The sequence below is a fragment of the Alkalibacterium sp. f15 genome (assembly GCF_049389645.1).
GTDB lineage: Bacteria > Bacillota > Bacilli > Lactobacillales > Carnobacteriaceae_A > Alkalibacterium.
In genome coordinates this window covers 1,110,994-1,129,110 of sequence record NZ_CP186540.1, presented here as the reverse complement: position 1 = coordinate 1,129,110, position 18,117 = coordinate 1,110,994, and the positions used below count along the sequence as shown (strand labels likewise).

General features: G+C 39.4%; 15 protein-coding genes. 7 read left to right on the top strand and 8 right to left on the bottom strand.

Going from position 1 to position 18,117, the window contains the following annotated elements:
* The first annotated feature begins 51 nt into the window (after positions 1-51).
* Entirely contained in the window at positions 52-1,704 is a 1,653-nt protein-coding gene (gene treC / locus ACO1PF_RS05530) for an alpha,alpha-phosphotrehalase (RefSeq protein ID WP_423190328.1), read from the top strand.
* Between the two features lie 56 nt (positions 1,705-1,760).
* Here the strand turns inward: treC and treR are convergent, their stop codons facing one another.
* Positions 1,761-2,486 (bottom strand): trehalose operon repressor, encoded by a 726-nt coding sequence (treR, locus tag ACO1PF_RS05525; RefSeq protein WP_423190327.1) that lies wholly within the window; start codon positions 2,484-2,486, stop codon positions 1,761-1,763.
* Positions 2,487-2,853: 367 nt separating this feature from the next.
* Between treR and ACO1PF_RS05520 the strand changes: the two genes are divergently transcribed.
* Positions 2,854-3,192: an ArsR/SmtB family transcription factor gene (locus tag ACO1PF_RS05520; RefSeq protein ID WP_423190326.1), complete on the top strand. Its 339-nt coding sequence runs from the start codon at positions 2,854-2,856 to the stop codon at positions 3,190-3,192.
* Between the two features lie 58 nt (positions 3,193-3,250).
* Here ACO1PF_RS05520 and ACO1PF_RS05515 read toward each other — a convergent pair whose 3' ends face one another.
* Together ACO1PF_RS05515 and aac(6') are read right to left on the bottom strand one after the other, a co-directional pair.
* On the bottom strand, positions 3,251-4,468 hold the full coding sequence (locus ACO1PF_RS05515; protein ID WP_423190325.1) for a LysM peptidoglycan-binding domain-containing protein: 1,218 nt from the start codon (positions 4,466-4,468) through the stop codon (positions 3,251-3,253).
* A gap of 147 nt (positions 4,469-4,615) precedes the next feature.
* The gene (gene aac(6'), locus ACO1PF_RS05510; protein ID WP_423190324.1) at positions 4,616-5,080 is read right to left on the bottom strand and encodes an aminoglycoside 6'-N-acetyltransferase; all 465 of its coding nucleotides are present in this window, start codon (positions 5,078-5,080) and stop codon (positions 4,616-4,618) included.
* Between the two features lie 372 nt (positions 5,081-5,452).
* Between aac(6') and mnmE the strand changes: the two genes are divergently transcribed.
* The 3 genes from mnmE (at position 5,453) to ACO1PF_RS05495 (ending at position 10,562) form a co-directional block, all read left to right on the top strand.
* Positions 5,453-6,841 carry a tRNA uridine-5-carboxymethylaminomethyl(34) synthesis GTPase MnmE gene (gene mnmE, locus ACO1PF_RS05505; RefSeq protein ID WP_423190323.1) on the top strand — a complete coding sequence of 463 codons (1,389 nt, stop codon included), beginning with the start codon at positions 5,453-5,455 and terminating at the stop codon, positions 6,839-6,841.
* A gap of 85 nt (positions 6,842-6,926) precedes the next feature.
* Positions 6,927-8,822 (top strand): tRNA uridine-5-carboxymethylaminomethyl(34) synthesis enzyme MnmG, encoded by a 1,896-nt coding sequence (gene mnmG / locus ACO1PF_RS05500; RefSeq protein WP_423190322.1) that lies wholly within the window; start codon positions 6,927-6,929, stop codon positions 8,820-8,822.
* Between the two features lie 666 nt (positions 8,823-9,488).
* On the top strand, positions 9,489-10,562 hold the full coding sequence (locus ACO1PF_RS05495; RefSeq protein WP_423190321.1) for a mechanosensitive ion channel family protein: 1,074 nt from the start codon (positions 9,489-9,491) through the stop codon (positions 10,560-10,562).
* A 99-nt stretch (positions 10,563-10,661) separates the two neighbouring features.
* Here ACO1PF_RS05495 and phoU read toward each other — a convergent pair whose 3' ends face one another.
* From phoU to ACO1PF_RS05470, 5 genes are all read right to left on the bottom strand, one after another.
* The gene (gene phoU, locus ACO1PF_RS05490) at positions 10,662-11,345 is read right to left on the bottom strand and encodes a phosphate signaling complex protein PhoU (RefSeq protein ID WP_423190320.1); all 684 of its coding nucleotides are present in this window, start codon (positions 11,343-11,345) and stop codon (positions 10,662-10,664) included.
* Between the two features lie 70 nt (positions 11,346-11,415).
* Entirely contained in the window at positions 11,416-12,189 is a 774-nt protein-coding gene (gene pstB, locus ACO1PF_RS05485; protein WP_423190319.1) for a phosphate ABC transporter ATP-binding protein PstB, read from the bottom strand.
* Between the two features lie 15 nt (positions 12,190-12,204).
* Complete coding sequence (gene pstA / locus ACO1PF_RS05480) at positions 12,205-13,083, bottom strand: phosphate ABC transporter permease PstA (protein ID WP_423190318.1); 879 nt, start codon at positions 13,081-13,083, stop codon at positions 12,205-12,207.
* Positions 13,083-14,012: a phosphate ABC transporter permease subunit PstC gene (gene pstC / locus ACO1PF_RS05475; RefSeq protein ID WP_423190317.1), complete on the bottom strand. Its 930-nt coding sequence runs from the start codon at positions 14,010-14,012 to the stop codon at positions 13,083-13,085. The genes pstA and pstC overlap by 1 nt, the downstream gene beginning before the upstream one ends.
* Positions 14,013-14,154: 142 nt before the next feature.
* Positions 14,155-15,135: a PstS family phosphate ABC transporter substrate-binding protein gene (locus ACO1PF_RS05470; protein ID WP_423190316.1), complete on the bottom strand. Its 981-nt coding sequence runs from the start codon at positions 15,133-15,135 to the stop codon at positions 14,155-14,157.
* A 302-nt stretch (positions 15,136-15,437) separates the two neighbouring features.
* Between ACO1PF_RS05470 and ACO1PF_RS05465 the strand changes: the two genes are divergently transcribed.
* Positions 15,438-16,145, top strand: a complete 708-nt coding sequence (locus ACO1PF_RS05465; RefSeq protein WP_423190315.1) for a response regulator transcription factor — start codon at positions 15,438-15,440, stop codon at positions 16,143-16,145.
* Positions 16,142-17,938 (top strand): two-component system histidine kinase PnpS, encoded by a 1,797-nt coding sequence (pnpS, locus tag ACO1PF_RS05460; RefSeq protein ID WP_423190314.1) that lies wholly within the window; start codon positions 16,142-16,144, stop codon positions 17,936-17,938. The genes ACO1PF_RS05465 and pnpS overlap by 4 nt, the downstream gene beginning before the upstream one ends.
* Positions 17,939-18,117 lie beyond the last annotated feature (179 nt).

Below are 18,117 nucleotides of genomic sequence, written 5' to 3'. Positions count from 1 at the left end.
AGGATCTATCCTTTTTCTACTTTTAGACGAAGAAAAGAAGGGATGGTTACAATGGGAAATCTTCACGATAAAGTGATTTATCAAGCTTATCCTAAATCATTTAAAGACACGGATGGTAACGGTATAGGAGATTTAAACGGTGTGATTGAAAAATTACCCTATTTAGAAGAGTTAGGGATAGACATGTTATGGTTGAATCCTTTTTACAAATCCCCGCAAAATGATAATGGCTATGACATTGCTGATTATGTATCGATCGATCCATTATTTGGATCCTGGGAAGATTTTGATCGGCTCGTTGAAGAAGCCGGCAAGCACAAGATTGATTTAATGCTAGATATGGTACTGAATCACACCTCGACCGATCATGACTGGTTCCAGAAAGCTCTGGCAGGTGACAAAAAGTATCAGGATTTTTATATTTTAAGAGACGCGCAACCAGACGGCAGTCTGCCAACGAACTGGGAATCAAAATTCGGTGGACCGGCGTGGTCTAAATTTGGAGACACCGATAAGTACTATCTTCATTTATATGACGTGACTCAGGCAGATTTAAACTGGCGGAATCCAAAAGTACGCAAAGAACTTTATAACGTGGTCAATTTTTGGCTCGAAAAAGGCGTCAAAGGCTTCCGGTTTGATGTCATCAACGTTATCGGGAAAGCAGAAGAAATGGAAGATGCAAAAGATGGTGTCGGGAAATCCCATTATACAGACACACCCATCGTGCATGAGTACATCAAAGAACTGAATAAAGAGACATTCGGACAGTATAAGGATATCGTCACTGTCGGCGAGATGAGTTCAACTACGGTAGAAAACGGCATCAAGTATTCTCATCCGGACACTGACGAATTATCGATGATCTTCAGTTTTCATCACTTAAAGGTCGATTACAAAGACGGTGAGAAATGGACGAAGGCACCGTTTGATTTTATTGAATTGAAACGTATTTTAGATGAATGGCAGGCAGGCATGGCGGAAGGTGGGGGTTGGAATGCATTGTTCTGGAACAACCATGACCAGCCTAGAGCCGTTAACCGTTTTGGCGATATGGAAAATTACCCCATTGAAACAGCGACTATGTTAGCACAAACCATTCATTTACTCAGAGGCACACCTTATATATATCAGGGCGAAGAAATTGGCATGAAAAATCCTGATTACTCTGAACTTGATGAGTATGTGGATATCGAAACCCATAATGCCTATAAAGAATTGAAAGAAAAAGGCTTGTCTGAAAAAGAAGCACTCGAAATCATCAAAGAAAAATCACGGGATAATTCACGGATACCGATGCAGTGGAATGCATCCAAGCATGCAGGATTTACTGAAGGGACGCCGTGGTTGAAAGTTCCGGAAAATTATAAAACGATCAACACAGAAAATGAGCAACACAGTGGGAAAATTCGTTCTTACTATAAAGAGCTCATCCGTTTACGCAAAGAAATGCCTATTATACAAGAGGGATCTTATGAAGCGCTGGAATTAGAACATCCAAGTATTTTTGCTTACATTAGAGAATATGAAGGCGAGAAATTGCTCGTCTTGAATCACTTCTATGCTAAAGAAGACAGCATCATCCTTCCTGACGAATTAGTTGATAGCGAAAGCAACTATGTGATAGGTAACAGCGGCAAGCGAACACTGGAGAAAACCTTTGAAATGGGACCCTATGAAACGGTGGCTTTTTTGATCAAATGACGAATACCAAAAAGGATGGAAGATTAGCATAGGCTAACCTTCCATCCTTTTTTTGTTCAACTATAATCCATCGGGGGACGGCGACGGGCAAATTCCACAAAACGAAACTTGTCTAACCGGTGTCTGGATTCTGTGTACTGGAACAGGGTCGTGTCTTCCAGATGTACTTCACTCCGCGTTACGACAACGTGTGTATCACCATGCAGCGTCATATACTCGCGGTCTTCTTGTGTAGCGGGTTCGACAACGAACTCTTTTCGGGCGTACCCGATAATGAGACCCATTTCTTTTTCAATAAAGTTATAAAGTGATTTTTTTGCTTCGTTATCAGGAAGGACAGGAATAACAGAGGTTAATAAATAGTCTTTATCCAGGATAACTGTTTCTCCGTCAACCTTTCGAGCTCGAATCAATGCGTGCACTTCGGTTTCTTTGGACACATTAAGAAAACTTGCGATCTGTTCCGAAATCGTTTCTATCTGATTTTTTATTAAAAGGGTCTCACTGTTAATGTTTTGAGAATCCTGTAATTCCTTGTAACTGGTCAGCCCTGAAATAGGAAAATCAAACCGTTTAATATCAAGGACAATAGATCCTTTTCCCTGTTTTTTTTGGATGTAACCGCTCTCGAGCAGTAAGGTTAAGGCTTTTCGAATTGTTTCACGGGAAACATTGTATTTTTCCGACAATTTATTTTCACTCGGAAGCAATTCTCCAGCTTTATATTGTTGATTAAGAATATCTGATTCAATATCCAGAAAAATGTCTTGAAATCTACTCATCTTATTCAGTCCTTTATGCACGTTCTTTTATGATCGTAACTTATATTCTAATAGAAAAGAAACAGGAACTCAACATACTTATATACCTTTTATTGAATAGTCATATAATCAGCGAATAATTATTGGAATTGAGCTAGAAAGAGTCAAATAGTTTTAACATGATAGCTTATTTAGTATCGGATTTGTTGAAAGTATCCGAATGTTGATTTATACTATATATAGACAAATTCCTATGTTAGAATCAGATAATGATTTGATTAAGCACAATAGTTAACCAACAACCGATGAAATTCTCAAGAGTTGGAGGCAGTACTACGATCAATCGATACAAAACGTGCGTTAACAAATTAAAAGGATGGATGTAAAAATGAATTTTGAAGAGTATGCTAAAGTAGCCAAAGCCATTGCAGATCCAAAAAGAGTGAAAATATTAGATTTGTTGTCATGCGGTGAAATGTGTGCGTGTGATATTTTAGAGCATTTTGACTTCACGCAACCAACACTTTCCCACCACATCAAAGTGCTATCGGAAGCAGGATTGGTTGTCTCGGAGAAAACAGGGACGTGGCATCATTACACCATCAATCAAGAAGTGGCACAAAAATATATTGAGGAGACGGTTCATTTACTGACTCACTCAGATAATTGTAGTTGTAAGACTGATTCGGTTTGTCGACAAGGTAAATCGGCTTCAGCAACAGTATAAACAAACAAAAGGACTAACTTGGGCAACATACCCCTACGTTAGTCCTTTTTGATTTAGTTTAACGAATAATAAGTCGTTGCCCCACACTAATGAGGTTAGGGTTAGAGATATTATTGGCTGCAACAAGACGCGCAACGGTCGTATTATATCTGAGAGCGATGGCATACAACGTGTCACCAGCTTTAACGGTATAGGTCACTGTTGTTGTAGGTGGTGGTGTTGTGGACGTGGTAGTAGGGATTTTTAGAACTTGTCCGACGCGAATGAGGTTGACATTGGTTATATTATTAGCTGCGGCAATACGAGCAACTGTGGTATTGTATCTTGCTGCAATAGCAGATAAAGTATCACCCGCTTTAACAGTATAGGTTACTGTAGTTGAAGGTGGCGTAGTAGGAGTAGTAGTACCTGGAAGTATCAACACTTGTCCGACACGGATAAGGCTTGTATTAGTTATATTGTTGAGTTGTGCAAGACGCGCAACGGTTGTGTTATAACGTAGAGCAATGGCATACAATGTGTCACCGGCTTTAACGGTATAGGTTCGTGTGCTGGAAGTCGGCAAGTTCATCAACTGAGACATTGTCACGAAGCGATAACCTAAGCCTTTTAATCGAGTGATAATTGTAGGAAGAGCAGCTGGTGTGCCTTTTGCACCTGCGCCTGTATGCATAAGAATGATCGCACCAGGAGTGATTCTAGTCATCACACGGTTAACAATATCGCTGGAGGAGTTTCCAGTCCAGTCGATTGTATCTATGGTCCACATGACAGAATAACGGTAACCTGCATCTCCAACAGTTTGTAAAACGCTAGAATTATATGCGCCAAAAGGTGGTCTGAAGAACGGTTTAGTGGTTTTTCCGGTTAAATTAAGCACGGCAGTTTCTGTTCTTTGAAGTTGACTTCTCATTTCTGTTGCAGATATTTTAGTGAAGTCTGGATGGGTGTAAGAGTGGTTACCGATAGCGTGACCTTGGTTAACGATATTTTTAATTGTTTGAGGATGATTGTTAATACCTACTCCGGAAAGAAAGAATGTGGCTTTCACATTATGAGTGGATAGTGTTTGAAGGATGTTATTGATGTTAGTTCCATCAGAGCCGTCATCAAAAGTGAGTGCGACAACTTTTTCGGTCGTGTTACCTTTGGTGATGGTTTGAGCGGGAGCGGCAGCGGCTGTCGAGAATGTAAGAATCGAAGAGAGAGCAAGTAAAAAGGTTATAACAATTCCCACACTTCTACTTATTAATTTTCTTCTATTTTTTGTGTTCATTTTTCTCACCCCTTTCATACAATAGAAGGTCGTATTGACTATGTATGCGTGAAAAAAAAGGATCAAAATAACAAATATTGAATGGTATTACACTCTTATCGTTTATTAAATTATACCATAAAAAAAGTTGAGGTCACTTTCTGACACTCAACTTCGATGATTTTTTTGTTTTAATTGTTTGGTATAACAGACGATCCGATTCACTTCTTTGAAACCGATAGAATCATGAAATTCAGCACTTTGCTCGTTCACTAGTTCAACATCACTAGCGAACTCAGTGGCATCCATAAACCGTGACCAGTCTTCGCATACCTCAACGAGTTGTTTACCAATGCCTTGTTTTCTAAACGCTTCTCTAACGTAGATACATTCCAAATAACCTACAGGAGTAGAAATGGTACCTTCTACATAGTCGTATCGCAACTGAACATGTGCAAATCCGATGATTTCTTCAATTTCTTCGCAAATGAATAATTCTGAGGTGCTATCTCGGTGAAAACGATTCATTTCCTTTTTCAAGGCATTGATATTTTCTTCGGGCCACAGTAAATGAGCCAGCTGCGTGATTTTTTCAATATTATGATCATCTGCTTTTTTAATCTTATGCATCATCGTTCCACCCTTCCAAGACCTGTCAAATACGTTTGTTATTTTATATTTTATCATACTAAGCTAAATAACGCTTACAATAATAATCAGATAGGAAAATTTAGCATTATGACATATTGATACTTGTAATATATTGTTCACACAAAACTTATTATTAATAAGTAAAAAAGTTGACAATTCGAGTCATTACTTATATCATTTAACATGACGAAACAAATAAAAGATGCATTTACGTTTTTATATAGGGTAAAGTAGTGAAAGTGCTTTCCGCTCAATGTAGTAGTTTATACTAAATTGGAGTGGACCAGGCGCTTTTTTTTGTGAATAAAATTAAAATTTATGCATGTTTTGCGAAATAAATAGGAGGAACTATGAATGGCTATAGAATTTGATACGATTGCTGCAATCTCTACGCCACCAGGTGAAGGTGGTATTGGGATCGTTCGCATCAGTGGTGATGAAGCACTGGAAATTGCTGACCGTGTTTATCAGTCAGGTAGGAAACAATTGAATGACCAGAAAACCCACACGATTCATTACGGTCACATAGTGAATCCTAAAACGGACGAACAGATCGATGAAGTCATGGTCACGGTTATGCGTGCACCCAAAACTTACACCAGAGAAGATATAGTTGAGATCAATACACATGGCGGGATCGTTTCCGTCAACAAGGTACTGCAAACAGTCCTGCATAACGGGGCGCGATTAGCTGAACCCGGTGAATTTACCAAACGTGCTTTCTTGAATGGACGGATCGATTTATCCCAGGCCGAGGCGGTCATGGATGTTATTCGCGCAAAAACAGATAAAGCGATGCATATGGCAGTGTCACAACTGGATGGGAATTTAAGCCGTTTGATTAGCAGCTTGCGTCAGGAAATTTTGATGACGCTGGTTCAAGTAGAAGTCAATATTGATTACCCAGAATACGATGACGTTGAAGAAGTGACATCAAGACTCTTGATTGAAAAAGCCAAAGAAGTCAAAGCTCAAGTTGAAGCCTTGCTTGAAACGGCGGGCCAAGGAAAAATCCTTCGCGAGGGATTAGCTACGGCAATTATTGGTCGCCCGAACGTCGGGAAATCGAGTTTGTTAAATGTTTTACTCAAAGAAGAAAAAGCAATCGTTACTGAAGTGGCCGGGACGACACGAGACACGATCGAAGAGTACGTGAGCGTCAAAGGCGTACCTTTAAGACTGATCGATACGGCCGGGATTCGCGAGACAGAAGATATCGTAGAGCGCATCGGTGTGGAACGCAGTCGTAAAGCTTTAACAGATGCCGAGCTGATCCTGCTTGTCTTTGATCAGAGCGAACCACTGACCCAAGAAGACAGGTTATTACTGGAAGCCACTGAAAATCATCATCGACTCATTATTTTAAATAAAGTGGACTTAGAAAATCAGTTGGACTTAAACAAACTCAAAACTTATGTTAAGGCAGACAGTATCGTTCAGACGTCCGTGATTACGCAAGCGGGATTGAACGAGCTGGAAACCAAAATTGCGGCACTGTTTTTTGCCGGCAACACAGGCGAAAAAGATGCGACATACGTGTCGAATGTCAGACATATTGCCTTACTCAATGAAACCATCGATGCATTTAACGATGTGATCGAAGGTATCGAGATGGGCATGCCGGTCGATTTAGTTCAGATCGATATGACCCGAGCATGGGAGTTGCTTGGCGAGATAACGGGTGACAGCGTTCAAGACGAACTCATAACCCAGCTCTTCAGCCAATTCTGCCTCGGAAAATAAGAAAAGCGGGCCAAGCCCGATATTGAACTATGAAACTTAAAAAGAAACTAAAAAAAACGAATTATAATTAGAAAGGAAAGAATCTATGCAAACTTATGAAGCTGGTTATTATGATGTGATTGTTGTCGGAGCAGGTCATGCCGGTTCGGAAGCAGCGTTGGCTTCAGCCCGAATGGGTGCCGAAACCTTATTAATGACGATCAACTTAGACATGATCGCCCATATGCCGTGTAATCCATCACTTGGTGGACCGGCCAAAGGTATCGTGGTCAGAGAAATCGATGCTTTAGGCGGCGAAATGGGCCGAAACATCGATAAAACGTATATTCAAATGCGTATGTTGAACACAGCTAAAGGACCCGCTGTACGCGCTTTGCGTGCCCAGGCGGATAAACATATGTACTCAATCGAAATGAAAAAAACGATTGAACGGACGAAACATTTAGATTTGAAACAAGGCATCGTGGATGAAATCATCGTTGAAGACGATCAAATTCAAGGGATAGTCACCAATGCGGGAGCTATTTACAGAGCAAAAGCGGTCATCTTGACTGCCGGAACGTCTTCACGTGGACAAATCATCATTGGAGAACTAAAATATTCTTCGGGTCCTAACAACACTCAACCTAGTATCAAACTGTCGGAAAGTTTATTGAAACATGGTTTCGAACTCGACCGTTTCAAAACGGGAACACCTCCCCGAATACACAAAGAATCGATTGATTACTCTGTGACCGAAGAACAACCAGGCGATAAAGAGCCGCATCATTTCAGCTTTGAAACATCGGATGATGATTATCTCGATGAACAAATTTCGTGCTGGTTAACCTACACAAGCAATATTTCTCATGAAATTATTCGGGAAAACCTGCACCGGGCCCCAATGTTTACAGGAATCGTTGAAGGCGTCGGTGCCCGCTATTGCCCGTCTATCGAAGACAAAGTCGTTCGTTTCAGTGACAAACCGAGACACCAATTGTTCCTGGAACCGGAAGGCGCAAACACCGACGAAATTTACGTGCAAGGGTTGTCGTCTTCTTTACCAGAAGATGTCCAACTGAATGTTTTACGTTCCATCGAGGGCTTGGAAAACGCTCAAATGATGCGAACGGGTTACGCCATTGAATATGATGTGGTTAAACCGTATCAATTACGTCCATCACTGGAAACCAAACTCGTCAGTGGTTTGTTCACAGCCGGACAAATGAACGGGACATCTGGTTATGAAGAAGCCGGGGGCCAGGGGCTTATGGCCGGAATCAATGCAGCGAGTTTAGTTAAAGGCGAAGAACCACTCGTCTTGAAACGTAACGAAGCCTATATCGGCGTCATGATCGATGACTTAGTGACGAAAGGAACGAATGAACCGTATCGTTTATTAACGTCACGTGCAGAGTATCGTCTGCTTTTACGTCACGATAATGCCGATTTCCGTGTAACAGAAAAAGGGTACGATATTGGCCTGATTTCTCAAGAGCGTTTTGAACTATTCTTGACCAAGAAAGACCTCGTTGAAAAAGAACTGGAGCGACTAAAAACGATTCGTTTGAAACCAAGTGATGTCAAAGAATATTTGGATTCAAAAGGTGAGCCGCAACTTAGAGACGGGACCCTTGTGTATGATTTCTTGAGACGACCATATGTAAAATATGAAGATATCATTCCTTTTGCACCTTTGGAAAAAGAATTACCGAAAGATGTGAAAGAACAGGTAGAAATTCATATTCAATACGAAGGGTACATCGATAAAGCGATTCGTAAAGCTGATAAGATCAAGCGAATGGAAAACAAACGCATTCCTGAGGGGATCGATTATTCTGTGATCAACGGCATCGCGACCGAAGCCAGAGAAAAATTGGCTAAAATCCAACCTGAAACGATTGCTCAGGCAAGCCGTATCAGTGGCGTTAATCCATCAGATATCTCAATCTTGATGGTTTACGTTGAACAAGGCGATATTCAAAAAGTAAGTAAAATTTAAATATGATTAGGAAAAGGCTGGATATCCAGCCTTTTTTTATACCTTTAAAGTAAAACCTTGAATAAATTGGAAAATAGTCAAAAAAAAACGATTGGGCTCGTTTTTTTAAATTTTTTACTGCTATTTTTTCCAGTTTTATAGACAGGTTCGGTAAGTTAGATTTCATTTTACCTATCTAACTACCTAATAGTGGTAGCTTCGGTAAGTAGCGCAACTCTTTACTCCCCAATGTGTCGAAGTCCCCACTGGTTCGGTAATTAGAAAAATCAAAACCCTTCCTAATTACCGAATGGAGGGTTGTTCGGTAATTAGAAGAGTAAGTATTTTCTCAAAGTGTCGAAGTTGGACCAAGTTCGGTCATTAGCTTCACGAGTATTGCTCCAATCTACCGAACACCTCAATATTCGGTAGATTGGAGCAACGCATACACGGCTACTTACCGAACCTGCTCTGTGATCTGAAGTGTTAAAACTGACGGCTGTCAGTTTTGTATTCTTTAGTTCAGGATAGTACTATTGATAAGAAATTCTATTTGAGCTGTTGTGAAATAAGAATTTATTCCATAATAGTTCAACTCGATTTCAGATGAACATATTAGACCGGTCGTCAATTCCTGTATATTTTGGTAAACTGGAAATAAAATCTATGCTTAGTGAGGAAGATACTATGGAACAGTTAAATAATTTTTTCGATTTTTTACGAAACAACGAAATCAGTTTCTGGCTGGGTGCGATCGTTGGTTTTATTCTGATATTTGTTATTCGCGCCAGCTTACATTCAGTTCTGAAAAAAGTTGTCGATCAAATAAAAACCCGTTTATTTCTTGAGACGATCGTGAACTGGTTCACTGTATTCATTCTAGTTATTTATTTTTTCACCTATTTTTCTGAAACATCATTCATTTATCAGACGTTATTTGTATTTGGGAACACCGAGATCACCATTTTTCTTATTATAGCCGTCCTATTTGCGATTATATTGGCTGTTAAATTTTCAAAAGCCATTCGCGAATACATACTGCCTACTGTTTATGATAAGTATGGACTGGATCGAGGCTTGCGCGCATCGATGAACACTTTTTCTCATTATCTGATTATAACGATGGCTGTTCTGATTTCCCTTTCATCTATCGGCTTTAACCTGACCAGTTTGACGGTCTTTGCCAGTGTTTTGGGTGTTGGGATCGGGTTCGGTTTACAAAATGTCATGTCTAATTTTATTTCGGGTCTGATTATCTTGTTTGAACGTCCAATCAGAGTGGGAGACCGCATCATTATCGACGGTACGATCGCGGATGTTGAGGAGATAAAAATACGAGCGACAGTTGTACGTACACGCGTGAATGAACGCATGATCATTCCTAATTCCTATTTTTTAGAAGAAAAATTTGTTAACCGTTCTTATACGGACACACGGCTGCGTATACCGGTTGAAGTAGGGGTTTCATATGGCAGCAATGTTGAGTTAGTTCAACGCTTATTGCATGAAGCGGTATATGAATTGAGAGAAGAATCGTGGCCCAACATCCTCGAAAGTCCTACACCACGTGTCTTTTTTGAAGGATTTGGAGAATCTGCTTTGAAATTTACGGTCTGGTTCTGGATCGACTCTCAAAGTGACGAGAGAGAATTTATCATTCCGAGTGATCTGAGGTTTAAACTATTCAAAAAATTTGCTGAAAACAATATTGAAATACCTTTTCCACAACGAGATATACATGTTATTTCAAATAAAAAATAATTGAATACAAAAATAGTACCGCTGAGTAGGATCTACTCGCCGGTACTATTTTTGTAACAATCTAATCTACTCTGAGAGAGTAAGTGATGTCAAAACAAGTTAATAGATGTTGTTATCAAGCGTATTATGGGTATTTAATTCAGTTATTTTACCTGTTTCAAGATAAACGATCCATTCGCATAAGTTCGTTACATAATCGCCGATGCGCTCGAGGTTGCCAGCCACTAAAATGTAATTCGTTGCACCAAGAACTATTTCAGGATCTAGTTTCATCTCATTTATCGTTCTTTTGTGTAATTCAAAAGCGATCTGGTCGATTTCGTCATCTGTTAAGGCTATGTTTTTAGCTTCTTCTACATCCATTTCGATGAATGCTTTTAAAGCACGTTCAACCATCTTTTTGACTTTTTCAGCCATTACAGCTAACTCATTTTCAATGTCCAGATTTCTTTTGTTGCCTTTGACACGAATCGTTGCCTTCGCAATATTAACGGCATGATCTCCCATACGCTCTAAATCGGCACAAGCTTTCATAATCGTGATGATGTGTCGCAGATTGCTTGTTACAGGCTGTTGTAAGGCAATGAGCTCGATCGATTTTGTTTCGATTTTTACTTGTTGTTCATTGATAAGGGGGTCGTTTTCCACGATTTTTTCAGCGATACCTTTATCGTGAGCCGTAAACCCTTTAACGGATAGGTAGATTGATTCGGATACCATTAATCCCATTTGGTAAAATTGTGAATGCAGATTACTTAACTCTTCTTCGAATGCTCTTCTCATTAAATTAGTCACCTCTTAAGTTTATTTTTCGGTTTGTGAATTTCACTTTATTATAAATGAAGCAGATGGTTTATCCAAACTTACCTGAAATGTAGTCATCTGTTCGTTTATCATCCGGATTGCTGTACATTTTTTCTGTTGGGCCAAACTCAATGATTTCTCCATTTAAAAAGAAAGCTGTTTTATCTGATATTCGCGCAGCTTGCTGCATATTATGCGTGACGATGATGATGCTATAATCTTTCTTGAGTTCATGAATCAAGTCTTCTATTTTGGCAGTTGATAACGGATCGAGCGCTGATGTCGGTTCATCCATTAATATGACTTCCGGTTCGACTGCTAAAGCTCGGGCGATGCAGAGACGTTGCTGCTGACCTCCAGAAAGTCCAAAAGCATTTTCACTTAATCTGTCTTTTACTTCTTCCCATAAAGCGGCACCTTTTAAACCTCTTTCAACCACTTCATCCAAGGTTTTCTTATCTTTGATGCCGTGGATACGGGGTCCGTAAGCGACATTATCATAGATGGATTTAGGAAAGGGATTTGGTTTTTGAAAAACCATACCAACCTCTGTACGTAAAGCTTCTACTTTAGCGTCGGATTTAAGAATATCATCATTATTATAAAGAATGGAGCCTTTCATTTTTACAGAAGGTACGAGCTCTACCATGCGGTTCAGCGTTTTAATAAATGTTGATTTGCCACATCCAGAGGGTCCGATTATTGCGACCACCTGTTTTTCGGGTATTTCTATTGAGATATCTTTTAACGCCTGTGTATCACCGTACCACAAGTTGAAATTTTTAACGGAATAGACAGACTGAGTGCTTTCTTCATTCTTCATTAGTTTCCTCCTACATTAATAACGTTTTGAGTATTTATTACGAATGACAATTGCCAGCGAATTCATCACAATTAAAATAATGAGTAAGACAATACTTCCGGCTGCGGCTACTGCCTGAAATGATGCCTGCGGTCTGCCTGCCCAACTGAAAATTTGAATAGGTAGAATAGTAAAGCTATCCAGTACGGAAGTTGGCGTATACGCAATAAAGGTCATCGCACCGATCATCAATAGGGAGGCTGTTTCTCCGACACCTCGAGATAATGCGAGAATCGCTCCAGTCAATATTCCGGGTGTGGCTGCTGGAAGGACAACGGTCCGAATGATTTGCCACTTGGTTGCGCCCATGGCATAAGCAGCTTCATACTGTTCTTGTGGAATCGACCGTATGGCTTCTTTTGAAGCGACAACGATGACGGGTAAAATAAGCAGCGACATGGTCAGGCCACCAGCTAAAATGCTTCTACCCATTCCGAGTAAGCGGACAAAGACTGTGAGACCGAGTAAACCAAACACAACGGAAGGAACGCCAGCTAAGTTGGCTATATTCAGTTCGATAAAGCGGGTAAATTTATTTTTTGGTGCATATTCTTCTAAATAAATAGATGTCCCCACACCTAGTATGAGTGAAACAGGTATCGTTATGGACATGACCCAGATAGTTCCGAGCAGTGCAGCTTTGACTCCGGCATCTTCAGGTCTTCTTGATGCGTAATTAGTCAAAAAATCTATATTCAGGTAGCCGATTCCTTGTGAAAAAATTCTGATAAGCAGGGTAGCTAGTACGATCATTCCAAACAGGGTGGCCATCAAGAAAATCCCTTGAGCCAGTTTATTTCTTGTAATTCTTCTCGAAATTTGCTTTTCATCAGGTACAACAACTTTATTATTCATTAATAGACCTCCCTATATTTTCGGGAAATGTGATTGGCAAATAAATTCATGATCAAAGTGAAGAGGAATAGAGTCATTCCTACTGCATAGATACTATAATAAATGGTCGAGCCAAACGTCGCATCCCCCAGGCTGACTTGAACGATATAAGCAGTCATCGTCTGAATCGATTCGGTGGGGGTAAAACCTAAGTTTGGTGTGGAGCCTGCTGCGGTAGCTACGATCATTGTTTCGCCGATCGCACGCGATAGACCCAAAACGAGAGAAGAGATGATCCCGCTAAGTGAGCCGGGAATGACGATTTTCAATGCAACTTCCAAACGTGTTGCACCTAATGCCAGAGCGCCCTCTCGCATGGACTGAGGAACAGCATTCATCGCTTCTTGAGATAATGAAGCGACTTGAGGAATGATCATGATCCCTACAACTATTCCTGGACTTAAGGCATTAAAAATAGGTAAACTAGGCATAAATGTTTGCAGCAAAGGTGTCACGAACGTTAAAGCAAACAAACCATAAACGACCGTCGGGACACCGGCTAATACTTCTAAAATAGGTTTCAATACTTTACTTCTTTGTTCACTGGCATATTCACTTAAATAAATGGCGGTTGCCAGACCAAATGGTACAGCAACTGCCATTGCAATCGCGGCAATTGTAAACGTACCGGAAAGCAGTGGCAAAATACCAAAACTGGGATTATTACCAAAGAAAGGATACCATTCTGTACCCGTTATGAAATCGATAAAAGGAACCCTAGAAAAAAATAAGACGGTTTCTCTCAAGAGAGTAAAGATGATTCCTACCGTTACAAGAATGGAGATAGAAGCCATGAGTAAAAATAACATGGGCATGATCGTTTCAATTATATTTTGGGAGGACTGTTTAGCGTTATTCTGCTGAATCCTGTCACGTATCGTTGATTTCATGATTGAACACTCCTTAAACATAGGCAAAATGTCCAACGAGATATTCACATTGGACATTAACCTATATAATCTTTCAAATAAATGTTTTTTTATTTGCATTTATAACAAATCATTGAATCTTTTCTGCATTTACTTTAATTATTTATTTTAAACCTTCAAGTGTTTCTATGCTCTCTGCGTATATGGAATCATCTAGTGCCACATAGCCAACTTCAGTAGCCATTTCTCCAGCCATTTCTAAAGTGTATTTAGCGAATTCATAAGCCGTTTCATTTTCTTTCATAGATTCGTGTTTTACATAGATGAATAACGGTCTGGATAATGGTTCGTAAGTGCCGTCTTGAACGGTCTCATCTGAAGGTGTTATGATCTCTCCATCATTATTTTCGATGGGAACGATTTTAACGGTATCCATGTTTTCTGCATAATAGGCATAACCGAAGTAAGCTAAACCATTTGTTGAACCTTGAACTCCATTAACCAGTACGTTATCGTCTTCAGATAGCGTAGCTGCTCTATCGATTTGTTCACCGTCTAAGATGATTTCATCGAAATAATCGTATGTGCCTGAGTCTGTACCAGGACTGAATAAAAGAATTTCTTCATCCGGCCAGCCTTCTCTTACGTCTGCCCATGTTTCCACGGTACTTTCTTCCAACCAGATGGATTTCAGTTCGTCAAGAGTCAAATAATCTACCCAATCGTTATCGGGGTGTACGACGACTGATAATCCGTCAAGTGCGATTTGGAATTCTGTGTATTCAACGCCTGCTTCTTCAAGCATTTCAGCTTCTTCTTCTTTCATTGGTCGAGAAGCGTTTGTAATATCTGTTTCACCAGCGATGAATTTTTCCATTCCTCCGCCAGTTCCTGAAACACCAATGGTTGCTCGAGCATCTGGATTTGCGATTGAAAATTCTTCGGCTACGCCTTCCATAATAGGAAAGACAGTGGATGATCCATCTACTTGAACGGAACCAGAAAGACCTTCGGAAGTTTCTCCATCAGAAGTGTCGCCATTTGTTCCAGTGTCATTTTCATCAGTCGGTTCATTCCCACATGCTGCCAAGAGAAGTGCTACACTTAATGAGGTACCTATTTTAGCTAGTCTATTCATTTTCATAATTAAATCCCTCTTTTTTTTTTAGTTGAACATCGCCTGTCCATACATTTATAATAAACGACCAACGTTGATTTTATGAAAATACAATGTAAAGATTGTGTAAATATTTCTTCGGCGTTTTTTAACACAGTGCTGTCCGTGCTGAGAATCGTTCTGTGAATTCCTTATACTAGTTGAATCCTTGAGCATTTTAGCTTATTATTGCTTTAAATAACAAATAGGTATTTCACTCGATACATAATACAAAAGATTTGAAATGATAAATACTTGCCTTATACGATACAAACTAATGGAGGATATCTATGAAAAAAGTGTTGATAATAGAAGATGAGCTATCGATAGTCAAATTACTTCAATATAATTTAGAAAAAGAGAACTATAGTGTCGAAGTGGCGATGGACGGCGAAGAAGGATTAAATCTAGCTCTGGAGAATGAGTATGCGATAATATTACTCGATCTGATGTTACCCTCTAAGGATGGCATGGAGATATGTAAAGAATTAAGAGGAGAAAAAGTCGATACACCCATCATCATGTTGACGGCAAAAGACTCTGAGATTGATAAAATCGTTGGGTTGGAAATAGGGGCCGACGATTATATTACGAAACCGTTCAGTCCACGTGAAGTGATTGCGAGAATTAAAGCAATCATACGTAGAGTCGAGAAAAATAGTAAGCATGAGCCACTGCCTGAAACAATTGAAAAAGTCATTAAATTCGATGATATCGTCATCTATCCTGAAAACTTCGAAGTGTATGTCAAAGAAAAAAAAGTGGACTTTACACCTAAAGAGTTTGAGCTGCTGCTTTATTTGGCAGAAAATAAGAATCGGATCTTAAGTCGCGAACAGCTCTTGCTGGCTATATGGGACTACGATTTTACTGGTGAAACCCGGATCGTCGATGTGCATATCAGTCACTTGAGAGACAAAATCGAAGAAAATCCTAAAAAACCATATTATATAAAAACGGCTAGGGGATTCGGTTACAAATTAGAGGTACCTAAATGAAAAAAATTCAATCGAGAATGATTTTTATCTTTACACTTATTCTCCTTTCTTTTTCTGTTCTTTTTATTTATATGGTGTCTTCGGTCATTGAAAAACAAGCCATCGAACAACAAGAAGAAGCGTTGTCTGTTCAATTGCTGACGCTGGAAAGTCAACTAGAGAGCGATATCGCAACTGTTGAAAATAGGGAAAGACTTGTGACTCAATTAACATCTGCAGCAAGTAACATCAATGAGAGGATAACGTTCATTGATTTAACCGGTGAGGTTTTATATGATTCGCATGCATCCTTAGATACAATTGAGAATCATTTGGATAGACCGGAAATAGAGCAGATCATCGAAGGGCAGGAAATCGGAACGTATTATCGCGTTAGCGAAAGTACGGGAGACGTTTTTTACTATAGTGCTGCTCCGATTCGCACGGATGAAGACACGCTTGTAGGATTTATCAGGCTATCTAAAAGTGCTGAAGAGGTAGTCGGTGTGACGGATGAATTAATGACCGCCTTATTAGTCTTTATTGTGCTATCTATTTTTGTCGCTGTCTTGTTCATACGCTATTGGGCGGAAAAAATAACTGCACCCATTGAAAACATTAAAAATATAGCTGATGTCCTGTCTTTTCAAGATTATTCCGTTAGATATCACCCGGGTTCATACAAGGAAATAGATGAACTGGGTAACTCCATAAATAAATTGGCCGTTAATTTATACAATCAAATGGGAGAAATCAAAGAAAATGAATTGAAACTCAAAGAACTGGTGAATCATCTGGTTATTGGCGTGATGGTGGTTGAAAGAGATAAAACCATCAATATGGTCAATCCAATAATGAATGAACTGCTCGGGGAGGATATGAATAGCAAACAAGGAAAACCATTCTATGAGAGTCTGCATAGTTCTGAATTGATTGCCATAATAGAAAAAGCATATGAAGAACAAGTTGTTCAGAACAAAGAAATTCAAATATATTATCCAGAAGAGAAAATAGTGGATGTCCATGTGGTCCCGATTTTCAATCAATCTTTAGAAACGCTTAATTTTATTGTTCTGCTGTATGATATCACTGAAATAAGAAGACTTGAAAAGGTGCGCACCGATTTTGTAGCTAATGTGTCGCATGAATTGCGTACGCCGATCACTGCCGTTAAGGGATTCAGCGAAACTCTGCTGGACGGTGCTTTGCACGACGAAGATGTATTGGTCGAATTTTTGGAAATCATTTATAAAGAATCCAGCCGGCTAGATGCCATGGTCAATGATATTTTACAATTGTCCAAACTAGAACAAAGAAAAGTTAGTGGGATAAAAGAAAAAATCCATGTAAAAGAAACCGTTGATGAAGTCATCAAAATCCTAAGCCAAAAAATCGATTTGAAGCAAATTCATATCAATATCAATAATATAGATAATGTTGAAATAGAAATAAATCCTGACCATCTAAAACAAATCATCATCAACCTATTAGGCAATGCTGTTGCTTACACGCCAGAAAAAGGGAAAGTGACGATCGATATCGATACGCTTGATAATGAACTGCAGTTATCAATCATTGACTCGGGAATAGGCATACCTAAAGACCAAGTCAGTAGAATATTTGAGCGTTTCTATCGTGTCGATAAAGGTAGAAGTCGAAATGTCGGAGGGACAGGACTTGGTTTATCGATCGTTAAATGGCTGGTTGAAAACAATAATGGACGGATTGAGGTGGAAAGCGAAGTTGAAAAAGGCACACGTTTTACCGTCTGGTTGCCTCTCTCAATATCCCGAAAATCCGAAAAACAAGGTTAATGCCATAAAAGGAATACTTCCTAAAGTTGTAGAAGGCGTTTCATATTATGAGACGTTTAAAATGCATGAATGAAGTACTTGTTGCGACCTGGAAAAATTAAAAATATATGAGAACACTCGCAAAAGACTAAAGATCACCATCTTTAGTCTTTTTTATTATAAATAAGAGTAAAGTGAAG